Here is a 14,002-nt window from a genome sequence, read left to right as displayed (position 1 = left end):
CGGATTGCTCGTTGTTCATAGTAGATGTCGGGTTTATTAAGACTCCGCCGCGTTGGCGGTAAACGATTTCGCACTCTGAGCGCGGGTAATGCCAGGCTGTTCAACGCGGATTAACGGGCACAGGAAGAAGGCCAGAATATATAAGGCGGTATAGGCAATCACCACCCCGATGGTGCTGAAATAGGGCAACAGCACCACGGCGATCGCCGGCGCCAGAAAGTTCGACAGCCCGGCAGACAGGTTATACACCGAAATCGCCGCGCCTTTATGGTTCGGCTCCAGCGCCGGGAACACCGCCGCCATCGGCACGAACGCGGCGACGAAAATACCCAGGGCAATAGCCGGCACCAGCGCCATCGCAAAGCTGTGGCCAAAGTGCTGAGGGATGTAGTAAAACGCCAGGCTGGAAAGCGCCATCCCGATGCAGCCGAACCAGCGAATCACCTTCATCCAGCCCATTTTCTCCGCCACGATCCCCCAGAAAACGTTCGAAAAGATGGTGGTAAAGAAGAAGGCCGCCCACACCTGGAGCCACTCCGAGGTGGTAAAGCCCAGCTCATCAACGAACATCATCGGCATAATCACCGCAAAACCAAACAGCGACAGGGTGTTAATAATGCGCACGATGCTGGAGAACAGGATGCTGCGGTTGGTATAGATCAGCGTCGCAGCGCGCCCCAGTTCGGCGAGTTTTTCGCGAGTGGTCAGGTTCTGCATATGGCGCGGCGTTTCGGTATGACGCATCGACACCAGCGCAATGATGCCGCCGGCGGCACAGAAGACCAGCGCCAGCCACAGGGTGCCCATTTCGCCAATGTGGGGAATGGTGAAGCTCGGAATATAGCTGCCGAACACGCCGATACCCACGGAGTAGACCGCCCAGAACCAGCCCAGCGCAGAGCTGGAACTGTCGCTGCGAACGTTGTGGATAATGGCGACGATAAATGAGTAGAGGAACAGCGGGTAGGCCAGGCCGCGAATGCCATAAAACAGCAGGATCAGCGCATAGTTGGCGCGACCGAGGCCGAAGACGAGGAACAGCACGTGGAATACACACCACAGCACGAAGCCGATCATCATGGCCTTGCGCGGGGTGATGATTTCCGCCACCACGCCGGAAATCCACGCCGACAGGGCGGCGGCCAGACCGTAAAGCGTAAAGGCAAAGGAAGCCTGCGCCGGGGTAAATCCGAGTGTTTTGATGTAGTGCGACAGAAAAGCCAGCTCAAAGCCGTCGCCGGTCATAAATACGGCGATGGCGACATATCCCCAGATGAGGTTGAGCGGTAGACCATACCACTGTTTGTTATTTACGGACATGTTGACCTCGATTTCAGAGTGCAGATGAGTGTCTCCGCTGCACAGCAGCGGAGCATTATTGTTATTAAAAAAAGAGGGATGTTATTCGCGAATCAGCCTGCCGGCCTGTTGTAGCGCCTTATAGGCCTCATATCTGCGCTGATGTAACGAGCTAAACGCAGTCTCGCTGTGATAGGTGGCATCCACCTGAGTGAATTGCTTCATGGCCTCCGGCAGCGAAGCCGCGACTCTGCCCGCCACCGCGCCGAGGATGGCGGAGCCTAACAGCACCGGCTCGCTGCTGACGGTGCTCACGACGCTAACGCCGCAGGCGTCGGCCAGCAGCTGACGCACCAGCGGATGCTGTCCGGCCCCGCCGCTGATGACGATATTTTCACTCTCAATCCCGCAGGCGCGCTGGGCGTCGAGGATCTGTCGCAGGCCATAGCCAATCCCGCATAATCCGGCAACGTACAGCGCGGTCAGGTTATCCAGGTCCCGCTCCATTCCCAGCCCGGCAATCAGCGCTTTCGCGTGTGGGTCGGCAAGCGGCGCGCGGTTACCGAGAAATTCGGGCACCACGTGCAGACCGGCGGCCAGCGTTACCGCCTCAGAAGGCGAAGCCGTCTGCGCCAGTACGCGATCCGCCAGCCAGACCGGCAGAGGGATGCCCGCCGCTTTCGCCTGCTCGCGAGCCGCCGCCGCCGCCGGATGGAAGCTCAGCAACTGGTCGATAGCCGCGCCAGCGGCGCTTTGTCCGCCTTCAATCAGCCAGTAGCCAGGCACCATCGCCGAATAGTATGGGCCCCAGACGCCGGGGACGAACACCGCTTCCTCAGTGGTGGTCATGGTGCAGGAGGAGGTGCCGAAGACGTAGGCCATATTGTTGACCGCGCCGTTAAGTACCCCGACGGTGCCGATGCCGCCCGCGTGGGCGTCAATCATCCCCACCGCCACCGGCGTACCGATCGGCAGTCCCATCTCCTCTGCCGCCGTGGCGCAAAGACCGTCGCCGCAGGGGGTTCCAGGTTCGACAATCCGTTGGCCGATGCGGACAAAATCTTCATCCGCCAGCTCTTCGAGGCCAATCTGGCGGAAGTAGCCGGCATCCCAGCGTTGTTCATGCGCCAGGTAGGTCCATTTACAGGTCACTGTGCAGACCGAGCGGGCTTCATCGCCGGTTGAGCGCCAGGTAAGGTAATCAGCGAGGTCGAAGAAGTGGCGCGCCTGCTGATAGATGTGCGGGCGATTCTCCTTCAACCACAGAATTTTCGGCGTTTCCATCTCCGGCGAAATTTTGCCGCCAACGTACTGCAGCACCGGGTGGCCCGTCGCGTTGATCTTTTCCGCCTGCCCGGTGGCGCGATGATCCATCCAGACGATAATATTGCGGTCCGGATCGTCGGAAGGCCCGACCGCCAGCGGCGCGTCGTTATCGCCAATCACCACCAGCGAACAGGTGGCATCGAAGCCGATCCCGGCGATCGATGACGGCGGGACGCCGGCGCTGGCCACGGCGGTTTTAATGCAGTAGCACACCGCCTGCCAGATCTCACGGCTCGACTGCTCCACCCTGTTTCCGGCGCTGCGAAAGAGGGTAATTTCCCGGGTCGCGTGGGCGAGAAGCTCGCCCCGCAGATTGAATACCCCGGCGCGCACACTGCCCGAACCCACATCCACACCAATAATGTTTTGCGTATCGTTTTGCATCACATCCTCTCACAGGCTGGTTACGGATCAGAGATCCACGCTGTTCGGCAGGATCACAATGTCGCGTACGGTGACGTTTTTCGAACGCGTCACCATAAACAGCACTGACTCCGCCACTTCAATCGGCTGCATCAAACTGCCGTTGGCCAGCGCTTCATCCATTTTGGCTTTTGGCCAGTCGTCCAGCAGAGCGGTCACCACCGGGCCCGGTAGTACGGCGCCGACGCGCACGCCATACTGCGCCACCTGGCGACGAGTCGTATGTACAAACGCCTGCACGGCGAATTTCGACGCGGTATAGACAGGCTCCCAGATCACCGGCACCACGCCCGCGATGGAGCTGGTGAAAATAATATCCCCGGATTTTTGCGCGATCAGATGCGGCAGGACGCTGCGCACGCAGCGGAAGGCGGCGTTGATGTTGAGGTGCAGCACGCGGTCCCAGACGTCCGGGTCGCCCTCGGCCACCGGCCCGCCGATATAGGCCCCGGCGTTGGCGTGGAAGATATCGAGACGCCCGGTGAGCTGCAAAATGCCCTGCAGAAGGTTATCGACCTGGTCCGCCTGCATCAGATCCACCTGCAGAGCGAAGGCGTTTTCGCCTAGTTCGGCGACCAGTTTGTTGAGCTTTTCGCCTTCGCGGTCGATAAGCACCACTTTTGCGCCAGCTCCCAGCAGGGTCCTCGCGCACTCGAGGCCGATACCGGACGCCGCGCCGGTGATCGCGGCGACTTTACCGCTGAGGGAAGTATTCATAGAGGAGACAGAGTGGTTCATTTTATAATCCTTTGCCGTATCTGGTTGAAACTATCGAACCCGAGGGCATCGCGTTCGAGGTGATGGACAAAAACATGGTAACCTATTGAATATCAGCATCATTATTCAGGCTTGCTGGCATGTTAAGGCGGTATGCGCGCGTACTTCCTGGCGTGAAATGGATGCTCAATCGATGAAGCTATGTTGCTCTCGCTTCATCGATTGAGCAAGTGGGGGAATTAACAGCGACATGATTTTGTGACGCAAGTTGGAAAAATGAAGAAGATAACGATTTACGACCTGGCGGAGCTTTCCGGCGTTTCGGCGAGCGCGGTGAGCGCAATCCTCAACGGCAACTGGAAAAAACGCCGCATCAGCGCAAAGCTTGCCGAAAAGGTGACACGGATTGCTGAGGAGCAGGGCTATGCGATTAACCGCCAGGCCAGCATGCTGCGCAGTAAAAAATCACACGTCATTGGCATGATTATCCCCAAATACGATAACCGCTACTTCGGCTCTGTCGCCGAACGCTTTGAGGAGATGGCCCGCGAGCGTGGCCTGCTGCCGATTATCACCTGTACGCGCCGAAGCCCGGATCTGGAGCTCGAAGCGGTAAAAGCGATGCTCTCCTGGCAGGTTGACTGGGTGATCGCGACCGGGGCGACCAATCCGGATAAAATTTCCGCGCTGTGCCAGCAGGCGGGCGTGCCCACGATCAATCTCGACCTGCCGGGGTCTCTCTCTCCGTCGGTGATTTCAGATAACTACGGCGGCGCGAAAGCGCTGACCCACAAGATCCTCGCTAATAGCGCCCGCCGTCGGGGAGAGCTGGCGCCGCTGACCTTCATCGGCGGGCGCAGCAACGACCATAACACCAGCGAGCGCTTACGGGGCTTTCACGATGCGCATCACGAGCAGGGGCTGCGCGTGCCGCAGGCGAATATTCTGGCTCCCGGCTATTCGAAAGGTCACGTTGAGGCCTGCCTGCAGGAGCGGTTTGGCAGCGCGAAGACGCTATTGCAGGGGATATTTGTTAACTCGACGATATCCCTCGAAGGGGTTGTGCGCTGGCTGTCGCAGGTGGGGCTGACCGGCAGCGAGCAGCCGCCGATGGGCTGCTTCGACTGGGATCCGTTTGTCTATCTGCTGGGGCACGATATCGACATGGTGCAGCAGGACGTACCGGCGATGCTGAACGCTGTTTTTTCGATTATTGACGCCGGCGAAGCCAGCCAGCAGCGGATTGAAATTCCGCCGCGATTGATGAGCAGTAGCTGAGTCGCCGTCTGCTGATTGCCGTTAGCGCGTCAGCAGCCAGCGCGCGGTATGTTCATCGGTCACCAGACCGTTGATCCAGCCGCCTTTAAGGGCGGCCAGGATCGCCGGTCGTTTGTATTCTCCACAGGCCGCGGCAATCCGCGGGCAGTGGTTCTGGCGGATATCATAGCTGGTGATCATGCGGTTGATCTCGCTGTCTACCACCTCGCCTTCTGCATCGATAAACCGCCCGAGGATCTCCCCGATGCCGCCGCGGGCGGTCAGATCATCCATCTGCGCCTGATTGATAAAGCCGTCTTTAAAGATGGGACTTTGCGTGCCCAGCGGACCAATGCCGACAAAAATGACGTCCGCCTCCCGGGCGACGCCAGAGACGCTGCGAAATAAGCGATTGGTGCACCACATCTCATACTCATCCGCGGTCTGCGCGTAGCGCGGCGCAGGCCACTGATAGTACTTGGCCTTAATTTTGCGGGTGAGCAGCAGGGGCACGTCATCGTAATAGTTGCACTGCCCGTCGGCGTCCATGGCGCTGATCAGCGCCACGCAGCGGGTATTCAGGCTGTCGAAATCGATGCGCTGCAGCGCTTTTTTCAGGGTCAGGCCCGAGCCCAGGCCGATGATTTTCTCTTTATCATCCTGCAGATAGCGAGCCATCAGCTGATAGCAGCCAAACGATACGCTGTCGAGGGTACTCTCTTCGCTAAAGGCGGGGACCACATTGCATTCGATAAGCCGGTACTTTTCCTGCAACAACTGCGCATAATCGAGGCAGTTCGCCACCGGATGGTGCAGATTAATCGACACAATCCCTTCTTCTTTCGCGGCGGCGATCAGCCGTTGCACCACCGGTCTGGAGGTGCCCAACTGGCTGGCGATCTCGCTCTGATTCTGGCCGGCGATGTAGTACATCCATGCGGCACGCACCTTCTGATCTAACCGGATATCGTCTTCTTTACTCATGGTTTCCCGCCCTAAGTTGCTGGCCAGGGCACGCAATTGGCCCGGCGAATATCCGCATTCTCGCCGTGGTTGCCATAACTGGCAAGCTTTTGCTCTTTGCTGGTCATTTGTAATTTAATTGGGTAATTGCTCTTTTGTGATCCGTAGCTCTTATTTTGGTCAAATGATCAATTACAGTGGCGCCATCCACTCAAGGAGAGCAGAACATGAACAATCAATTCACATGGCTTCATATCGGTCTGGGTTCTTTTCATCGCGCGCATCAGGCGTGGTATCTGCATCGTCTGATCGCTTCCGGCGATAAGCGCTGGCGCATCGCGGCGGGCAATATTCGCAACGACGCCGAGCAGGTGGTGCAGGCGCTGGCGGCGCAGGGCGGACGTTACGTCCTGGAGACCGTCAGCCCGGAAGGGGCGCGTGAATATGAAGAGATCACCTCAATTCAGAAACTGCTGCCGTGGCAGGCCGGGATGCAGCCGCTGATTAACGAAGGGGCCAACCCGCAAACCAAAGTTATCGCCTTTACCGTGACGGAAGGGGGGTACTACCTGAATACCCGCCATCAGCTGGAAACCAGCAACCCCGACCTGCAGGCTGACCTGAAAGGCGAATGCAAAACTGTTTACGGCACCCTCGCGCGAATTCTGGAAAAGCGCATGGCGGACAACGCCGGGCCGCTGACCCTGCTCAACTGCGACAACGTGCGTCATAACGGCGAGCGCTTCCACGACGGGATGGTGGAGTTCCTGCAACTCACCGGCAAACAGGCGGTGATTGACTGGATGGCGGCCAATACCACCTGTCCGAACACCATGGTGGACCGCATCACCCCGCGTCCGGCGGCCGATCTGCCGGCCCGTATCAAAGCGCAAACCGGCTTTGACGATAAGGCGCCGGTCATGGGCGAGACCTTTATCCAGTGGGTGGTAGAGAACAACTTCCGCGATGCCCGCCCGAACCTGGAAGCGGTCGGCGTGGAGATGGTCGAGTCGGTTATCCCGTATGAAGAGGCGAAAATCCGCATCCTGAACGCGTCCCACAGCTGCATTGCGTGGGCGGGGACCTTAATCGGCCAGCAGTATATTCACGAAAGCACGCTCACCGATGTTATCTACGCCATTGCCGACCGCTACGTCACGGAAGATGTGATCCCATGCCTGGGCGATAACGGTATTGATTTGCCGACCTACCGCGATGTGGTGCTCAAGCGCTTTACCAACCCGCATATCCAGGACACCAACCAGCGCGTCGCCGCCGACGGCTTCTCGAAAATTCCGGCGATGATCGCCCCAACCCTGCAGGAGTGCTATCAGCGCGGCGTCCGCCCGGAAGCGACCGCCATGCTGCCGGCGCTGTTCTTCGTCTTTATGGAGCAGTGGCATAAGGGAACCCTGCCGTATCAGTACCAGGATGGCATCCTGGATGAGCAGGCGGTGCATGAGATGTATGAGGCTCAGGATCCGCTGGCTGTCTTCGCCCGTGATAAAGCCCTGTTTGGTGACCTGGCCGACAACGCGGATTTCCTGGCGCTGATGCGCGAGAAAGTCGCCGCCGTTTACACGCTGATTAAATAAGAGGTGGCTATGTATCTGGGTATCGATCTTGGCACATCGGAAGTCAAAGCGCTGGTCATTGATGAGAACAATCAGGTTATCGCCAGCCATAGCGCGCCGCTGAGCATTCAGCGGCCTCATCCGCACTGGTCAGAACAATCACCGGAGTTATGGTGGGAGGCGACGGAGTATCTGATGGCCACGCTGCGGGAAAAATGCGCCCAGCACTGGCCGGCCGTCAAGGCGATTGGCCTCTCCGGACAGATGCACGGCGCGGTGTTGCTGGATGAAAAGGGGGAGACGATCCGTCCGGCCATTCTGTGGAACGACACCCGCTGCGCCGCAGAGTGCGCGGAGCTGGAGGAGATGGCGCCGGAGTTGCATCAGGTGGCGGGCAACCTGGCGATGCCGGGCTTTACCGCGCCGAAGCTGCTGTGGGTGCGTCGTCACGAGCCGCAAAACTTTCAGCGCACCGCCACGGTGCTGCTGCCGAAGGATTATCTGCGCTACCGGATGACCGGGAAGAAAGTCTCCGATATGTCGGACGCCGCCGGGACGCTGTGGCTGGACGTGGCGAAGCGCGACTGGTCCGATGCGCTGCTGGACAAGTGCGGTCTGTCGCGCAGCCAGATGCCGACGCTGGTGGAAGGCTGCGAGGTTTCCGCCACCCTTGACCCGCAGGTGGCCGAACGCTGGGGGCTGAACGCCTCGGTGGTGGTGGCCGGGGGCGGCGGCGATAACGCGGTCAGCGCCATTGGCGTCGGCGCGGTCTCGCCGGGGGACGCGTTTATTTCGCTCGGCACCTCAGGGGTGCTGTTTGTGGTGACCGACGCCTATCGTCCGGCGCCGCAGTCGGCGGTCCATGCGTTTTGTCACGTTCTGCCGAACCTGTGGCATCAGATGAGCGTGATGCTCAGCGCCGCCAGCTGTTTGCAGTGGTTCTGCCGCCTGACCGGCACCACGGAGGTGGCGCTGCTGGCGGAGATTGCCGAGCTAAGCGAGGAGGAGAAAGCCAACGCGCCATTCTTCCTGCCCTATCTCTCCGGGGAACGTACCCCGCATAACGATCCTGACGCTCGCGGCATCTTCTGGGGTATGACCCACTCCAGCCTGCGCGCCCAGCTCGGCTACGCGGTGCTGGAGGGGGTGAGCTTTGGCATCAACGACGGCCTGCAGGTATTGAAAGAGAGCGGGACGCCGATCGCGCAGTGCTCGCTGGTGGGCGGGGGCGCCCGCAGTCCGTTCTGGGCCCAGCTGCTGGCCGATATTCTCGCTATGCCGGTGGTGACCCACAAAGGCGGAGAGACCGGCGGCGCGCTGGGCGCGGCGCGGCTGGCCTGCCTGGCGGCGGGCAAACCGGTTGCCGCGGTATGTGAAAAACCGGAAGTCTGGCAGACCTGGCGTGCGGATCCCGTTCGCCACCACATCCTGATGCAACGCTACGCGCAGTTTAAGGCCCTGTATTTAAACGATCTGCATTATCGGCAGCATTAATTTTTATCAACATAACCGCTCCGGTGAACTGACCGGAGCGGCCTCCTGTACCCTGAAAACGAGGTCATTATGTCTATCAATAATAAACAGTGGCTCGGTTTACCCCTGAACCTGCTCTGGGGATACATCGCCATTGCCGTATTTATGACCGGCGACGGTTTTGAATTAGCCTTTCTCTCGCACTATATCAAAGCGCTCGGATTCTCCCCGGCGGAGGCCTCCTTTGCCTTTACCCTCTACGGCCTGGCCGCCGCGCTGTCGGCATGGATCTCCGGCGTGGTGGCGGAAATTATTACGCCGCTGAAAACCATGATGATTGGCTTCGTGCTGTGGTGCGTATTCCACGTGCTGTTCCTCGTTTTCGGTCTCGGTCACGCCAACTATGCGCTGATCCTGGTTTTCTACGGCATTCGCGGCTTCGCGTATCCGCTATTCCTCTACTCGTTTATCGTGGCGATTGTCCATAACGTCAAAAGCGACAACGCCAGCTCGGCCATCGGCTGGTTCTGGGCGGTCTATTCCATCGGCATCGGCGTCTTCGGCAGCTATATTCCGAGTTTCACCATTCCGCACATTGGCGAAATGGGCACCCTGTGGCTGGCGCTGGCCTTCTGCGTTACCGGGGGCGTGATTGCTCTGGCTTCCCTGCGCCATATTAAAACGCCGCAGCATATGCAGAACCTGACCACCCGCGAGAAGTTTGCCGAGCTGGGCCGCGCCGCGACGCTACTCTATACCAACCGCAATATTCTGCTGTCGAGCATGGTCAGGATCATCAATACCCTCTCGCTGTTCGGCTTTGCGGTGATTATGCCGATGATGTTCGTCGATGAGCTGGGCTTTAGCACCTCGGAATGGCTCCAGGTGTGGGCGGTCTTCTTCTTCACCACCATTTTCTCTAACGTGCTGTGGGGCATTCTGGGCGAAAAACTGGGCTGGATGAAGGTGGTGCGCTGGTTCGGCTGCATCGGGATGGCGCTCTCCAGCCTGGCGTTTTACTACATCCCTCAGCACTTTGGCCACAGCTTTGCGATGGCGCTGATCCCGGCCATCGCCCTGGGGATCTTTGTCGCCGCCTTCGTGCCGCTGGCCGCCGTGTTCCCGGCGCTGGAGCCGAAGCACAAAGGCGCGGCGATTTCGGTGTATAACCTGTCGGCGGGGATGTCGAACTTTCTCGCCCCGGCGATCGCCGTGGTGCTGCTGCCGTTCTTCAGCACCATTGGGGTCGTCATCGCCTATACCGCATTGTACGTGGTGGCCTTTTTCCTCTGTGCGTTTATCCGCGTCGAGCAGCCGGGATTTTCCCACAAGGAAGCGCCGGCCAGCGAGCAGGTGGAGTTCTCTTAAGGTGATGCGGCTGGCATGCCAGGCATGCCAGCCTTAATGAAGTGAATGATGAGTATTCAGGCAGTGATTTTTGACATGGATGGCGTGATTATTGATTCCGAAAGCCTGTGGCGGCAGGCGCAAATCGAGGCCCTCGCGCAGTGGGGGGCAACGGCGAGCGTCGAGGAGTGCGAAACCCTGACCAAAGGCAAGCGCCTCGATGAGATCGCCGGCACCTGGTGCCGCTATTTTCAGCTTAATGTTGCCCCGTCGCTGCTGGAAGACGCCATATTGCAGCGCATTACCGGACTGATCGCCGCCGAAGGCGAGCCGATGCGCGGGGTGCATGAGGCGTTACGCTATTTTCGCCATGCCGGTTATAAAATTGCCCTCGCCACCTCCTCGTCCCGCCAGGTTATCACCGCCGTGCTGAACAAGCTCTCGCTGTGGCACTTTTTTGACGTGATCTCCAGCGCGGATGATGAAGCGCAGGGCAAACCGCATCCGGCGGTGTATCTGACGACGTTGGATAAGCTTAATCTCGACGCCAGCCGGTGCCTGGTGATCGAAGACAGCTTCAGCGGCTTTTGCGCGGCTCAGGCCGCGGGTATTCCTACGGTGGTGATTGCCGAAGATAGCCAGCACGCGCGTTTTCAGGCCGCCGTGGGCCGTTACCGGGCGCTGCCTGAACTGCTGGAAGCCCTCACCGCCGAGCCAGAGGCGGCGGTTTAAGTCAACCATTTGTGGGCGCAGACATTCCCGGGATGTAGCTGGTCGGTTAATCTCTTCTCTGCGCTCACGCCCCATTTATAGCTTTAACACCCTCGGAGGCAGGGGAGCTGTGCCGAACCGGTGTTTTGCCGGGTGGCGGCTGACGCCTGACCCACCCGGCTGACCCGGCCTACATTGACTTACCGGATGGCGCGGCGCTTGTCCGTGCTGCATGAGATCTGCGGACCGCAGGCCCGGCAAGCGCAGCGCCGCCGGGCGATGGGCGCCTGTCCGCCTCAGCGCAACAGCGGGCAGTCGGGCGGCAGCCGGCAGCGCAGGGCCGCCGGTAACAGCTCCATGCGGAAAGTTTTGCCGGTCAGCGGCTCGCCGTCGAGGTTAAACGTCATCTCATGAGGGGCGGTGATCTCAAACCACGAGGAGACGCCGTCGACAATATTCGGCGAGTTTTCCGGATTCGCCAGGGTGCTGAAGAGGGCAGGGATCAGCTCTTCGCCGGTGAAAATGCGCAGATGCAGCAGGCCATCGTTAATCAACGCCTCCGGACACAGCTGCTGGCCGCCGCCCGCCTGGCGGCCGTTGCCGATGCCGATGACCAGCGCATCGCCCTGCCAGTGAAAGTTCTCCCCGCGGATCTCGCAGCGGTCCGGCTTCAGGGTATCCATGCGCATCAGGCCGTGGATTAAATAAGAGACACCGCCGAGCGCGGCTTTGAGCTTTTCCGGCGTTTCGGTGGTGATCCGGGTGCCGAACCCGCCGGTCGCCATATTAATAAAGCCGGTCTTATCATTAACCCGGGCGATATCTATCGGCACATCGCGGCCGACGATCGCCAGCTTCAGGGCGCTGGCCAGATCCTGCGGAATACCGACGCTGGTGGCGAAGTCGTTGGCCGTGCCCAGCGGTAAAATCCCCAGCGCTATCCTGCTGCCGCGCTCCACCAGCGCCGTCGCCACTTCATTAATGGTGCCGTCGCCGCCGCCGGCGATCACCGTTTCAACGTTCAGCTGCAGGGCTTCATCGATAAACCGTACGGCATCGCCCTTTTCCCAGGTGACGCGGACGTGAATATCGATCCCTTCGTCACGCAACAGGTTAACCGCCTCGCGTAGCTGCGGTTCATTGGCACCTTTGCCGTTAAGGATCAGTAAGCTGGCAGTAAACGTAGACATCATCAAGGGAACCTTTATTGCTCAATGTTGCATAAAGTGTACCGCATGACGCCAGCGAAGGCCGGAGGAGAGACAAAAAAATAAGCCCGCGTAAGGGAGATTACGCAGGCTAAGGAGGTGGTTCCTGGTACAACTAGCATTTATGGGTTATGTTTTTCAGCGAAATGGATGATACCTGTTTCGATCGAAACGGTATGTGATCCGATTCTAATATCCTTACATCGTGAAAAAATAACGCAAATTAACTAGTTACCGTGCGGATTTCTGGTTGTCTGACCAGTAAAGTTGCGCATCAGCAGCGCATACTGCAGGGGCAGGTCATCCGGCACAGGCAACCATACGGTATAGCCGTCGCCCGGGGCCACCGGCATGGCTTCGCCTTTGCCATTTTCCATCTGCTCGAGGGTGAAGTTGACGTTACCCTGCGGGGTCATCAGTTCCAGACTGTCGCCAACGCTGAATTTATTTTTGACCGCCACTGCCGCCAACGGGCCGTTACGCTCCCCGGTAAATTCGCCGACAAACTGCTGGCGCTCGGAGAGGGAGTAGCCGTACTCGTAGTTCTGATAATCGTCATGGGTATGGCGGCGCAGGAAGCCTTCGGTGTACCCGCGATGGGCCAGCCCTTCCAGCGTTTCCAGCAGGCTGGTATCGAACGGTTTGCCGGCGGCAGCGTCGTCGATCGCCTTGCGGTAAACCTGAGCGGTGCGCGCGCAGTAATAGAAGGATTTAGTGCGGCCTTCGATCTTCAGCGAGTGAACGCCCATCTGGGTCAGACGCTCAACGTGGGCGATAGCCCGCAGATCTTTCGAGTTCATGATGTAGGTGCCGTGCTCGTCCTCGAAGGCGGTCATGTACTCGCCCGGGCGTTTGGCTTCCTCGATCATAAAGACTTTATCGGTCGGCGCGCCGATGCCGAGGGTTGGCTCCACGGTCTGCACCGGGATCGGCTCATATTTGTGGACGATGTTGCCGACGTCGTCCTCTTTGCCTTCCGCCACGTTATATTCCCAGCGGCAGGCGTTGGTGCAGGTGCCCTGGTTCGGGTCGCGCTTGTTGATATACCCGGAGAGCAGGCAGCGGCCGGAGTAGGCCATGCACAGCGCGCCGTGGACGAAAATCTCAATTTCCATCTCCGGCACCTGGCGGCGAATTTCTTCGATTTCATCCAGCGACAGTTCACGCGACAGGATCACGCGGGTCAGCCCCATCTGCTGCCAGAATTTGACCGTCGCCCAGTTGACGGCGTTGGCCTGCACCGAAAGATGGATCGGCATAGCCGGAAAGTTTTCCCGCACCAGCATGATTAAACCCGGATCGGACATGATCAGCGCGTCCGGACCCATCTCCACCACCGGCTTCAGATCGCGAATAAACGTTTTCAGCTTGGCGTTATGCGGGGCGATGTTGACCACCACATAGAATTTTTTACCCAGCGCGTGGGCTTCATTGATGCCGAGCTGCAGATTTTCGTGATTGAATTCGTTGTTACGCACGCGCAGCGAGTAGCGCGGCTGGCCGGCATAAACGGCATCGGCGCCATAGGCGAAAGCGTAACGCATATTCTTCAGCGTTCCCGCCGGGGAAAGGAGTTCTGGTTTAAACATGGTGTTCTCGTTCTGATGACAGGTCAGATTCGCCGCACCCGGTGCGGCGAGTTGGGGGAGTGTCCCCACATTAAGGGCGGGCATTGTAGCGCCGCGGCGAAGGGGAGTAAATATC

11 protein-coding genes are annotated in these 14,002 nt (G+C 59.2%); 5 read left to right on the top strand and 6 right to left on the bottom strand.

Annotated features, from left to right (window positions below):
- Positions 1–36: 36 nt before the first annotated feature.
- From ABLV52_RS10655 to ABLV52_RS10645, 3 genes are all read right to left on the bottom strand, one after another.
- A complete protein-coding gene (locus ABLV52_RS10655; protein WP_348890354.1) occupies positions 37–1,320 on the bottom strand; it encodes an RbtT/DalT/CsbX family MFS transporter in 1,284 nt (427 codons plus the stop codon).
- Between the two features lie 81 nt (positions 1,321–1,401).
- Positions 1,402–3,009 carry an FGGY-family carbohydrate kinase gene (locus ABLV52_RS10650; protein WP_282280234.1) on the bottom strand — a complete coding sequence of 536 codons (1,608 nt, stop codon included), beginning with the start codon at positions 3,007–3,009 and terminating at the stop codon, positions 1,402–1,404.
- 27 nt (positions 3,010–3,036) lie between these two features.
- The gene (locus ABLV52_RS10645) at positions 3,037–3,786 is read right to left on the bottom strand and encodes an SDR family oxidoreductase (RefSeq protein ID WP_004180592.1); all 750 of its coding nucleotides are present in this window, start codon (positions 3,784–3,786) and stop codon (positions 3,037–3,039) included.
- Between the two features lie 255 nt (positions 3,787–4,041).
- Between ABLV52_RS10645 and ABLV52_RS10640 the strand changes: the two genes are divergently transcribed.
- On the top strand, positions 4,042–5,043 hold the full coding sequence (locus ABLV52_RS10640) for a LacI family DNA-binding transcriptional regulator (protein WP_023290405.1): 1,002 nt from the start codon (positions 4,042–4,044) through the stop codon (positions 5,041–5,043).
- Positions 5,044–5,064: 21 nt separating this feature from the next.
- Here ABLV52_RS10640 and ABLV52_RS10635 read toward each other — a convergent pair whose 3' ends face one another.
- Entirely contained in the window at positions 5,065–6,006 is a 942-nt protein-coding gene (locus ABLV52_RS10635; RefSeq protein ID WP_237902537.1) for a sugar-binding domain-containing protein, read from the bottom strand.
- 206 nt (positions 6,007–6,212) lie between these two features.
- On the opposite strand from ABLV52_RS10635, the gene dalD reads away from it, so the two are divergent.
- From dalD to ABLV52_RS10615, 4 genes are all read left to right on the top strand, one after another.
- A complete protein-coding gene (dalD, locus tag ABLV52_RS10630) occupies positions 6,213–7,580 on the top strand; it encodes a D-arabinitol 4-dehydrogenase (protein ID WP_348890353.1) in 1,368 nt (455 codons plus the stop codon).
- 9 nt (positions 7,581–7,589) lie between these two features.
- Entirely contained in the window at positions 7,590–9,053 is a 1,464-nt protein-coding gene (gene xylB / locus ABLV52_RS10625) for a xylulokinase (RefSeq protein ID WP_348890352.1), read from the top strand.
- Positions 9,054–9,122: 69 nt separating this feature from the next.
- Positions 9,123–10,400, top strand: a complete 1,278-nt coding sequence (gene dalT, locus ABLV52_RS10620) for a D-arabinitol transporter (protein WP_032453479.1) — start codon at positions 9,123–9,125, stop codon at positions 10,398–10,400.
- 48 nt (positions 10,401–10,448) lie between these two features.
- Entirely contained in the window at positions 10,449–11,111 is a 663-nt protein-coding gene (locus ABLV52_RS10615) for an HAD-IA family hydrolase (protein WP_348890351.1), read from the top strand.
- Between the two features lie 275 nt (positions 11,112–11,386).
- Here ABLV52_RS10615 and yegS read toward each other — a convergent pair whose 3' ends face one another.
- Together yegS and yegQ are read right to left on the bottom strand one after the other, a co-directional pair.
- Positions 11,387–12,283 (bottom strand): lipid kinase YegS, encoded by an 897-nt coding sequence (gene yegS, locus ABLV52_RS10610; RefSeq protein ID WP_072413722.1) that lies wholly within the window; start codon positions 12,281–12,283, stop codon positions 11,387–11,389.
- Positions 12,284–12,525: 242 nt separating this feature from the next.
- Entirely contained in the window at positions 12,526–13,887 is a 1,362-nt protein-coding gene (gene yegQ, locus ABLV52_RS10605; RefSeq protein ID WP_048983268.1) for a tRNA 5-hydroxyuridine modification protein YegQ, read from the bottom strand.
- Positions 13,888–14,002: the final 115 nt, after the last annotated feature.

Source organism: Klebsiella sp. GB_Kp056, assembly GCF_040064755.1.
Taxonomy (GTDB): domain Bacteria; phylum Pseudomonadota; class Gammaproteobacteria; order Enterobacterales; family Enterobacteriaceae; genus Klebsiella; species Klebsiella quasipneumoniae.
Note: the sequence above shows the minus strand (reverse complement) of the source record. Positions and strands in the feature narration are given on the sequence as shown.

Excerpts from the sequence above, each read along its gene's own strand:
- ABLV52_RS10655 (WP_348890354.1), bottom strand. The coding sequence starts at position 1,320 with ATGTCCGTAAATAACAAACAGTGGTATGGTCTACCGCTCAACCTCATC.
- ABLV52_RS10650 (WP_282280234.1), bottom strand. The coding sequence starts at position 3,009 with ATGCAAAACGATACGCAAAACATTATTGGTGTGGATGTGGGTTCGGGC.
- ABLV52_RS10645 (WP_004180592.1), bottom strand. The coding sequence starts at position 3,786 with ATGAACCACTCTGTCTCCTCTATGAATACTTCCCTCAGCGGTAAAGTC.
- ABLV52_RS10640 (WP_023290405.1), top strand. The coding sequence starts at position 4,042 with ATGAAGAAGATAACGATTTACGACCTGGCGGAGCTTTCCGGCGTTTCG.
- ABLV52_RS10635 (WP_237902537.1), bottom strand. The coding sequence starts at position 6,006 with ATGAGTAAAGAAGACGATATCCGGTTAGATCAGAAGGTGCGTGCCGCA.
- dalD (WP_348890353.1), top strand. The coding sequence starts at position 6,213 with ATGAACAATCAATTCACATGGCTTCATATCGGTCTGGGTTCTTTTCAT.
- xylB (WP_348890352.1), top strand. The coding sequence starts at position 7,590 with ATGTATCTGGGTATCGATCTTGGCACATCGGAAGTCAAAGCGCTGGTC.
- dalT (WP_032453479.1), top strand. The coding sequence starts at position 9,123 with ATGTCTATCAATAATAAACAGTGGCTCGGTTTACCCCTGAACCTGCTC.
- ABLV52_RS10615 (WP_348890351.1), top strand. The coding sequence starts at position 10,449 with ATGAGTATTCAGGCAGTGATTTTTGACATGGATGGCGTGATTATTGAT.
- yegS (WP_072413722.1), bottom strand. The coding sequence starts at position 12,283 with ATGATGTCTACGTTTACTGCCAGCTTACTGATCCTTAACGGCAAAGGT.
- yegQ (WP_048983268.1), bottom strand. The coding sequence starts at position 13,887 with ATGTTTAAACCAGAACTCCTTTCCCCGGCGGGAACGCTGAAGAATATG.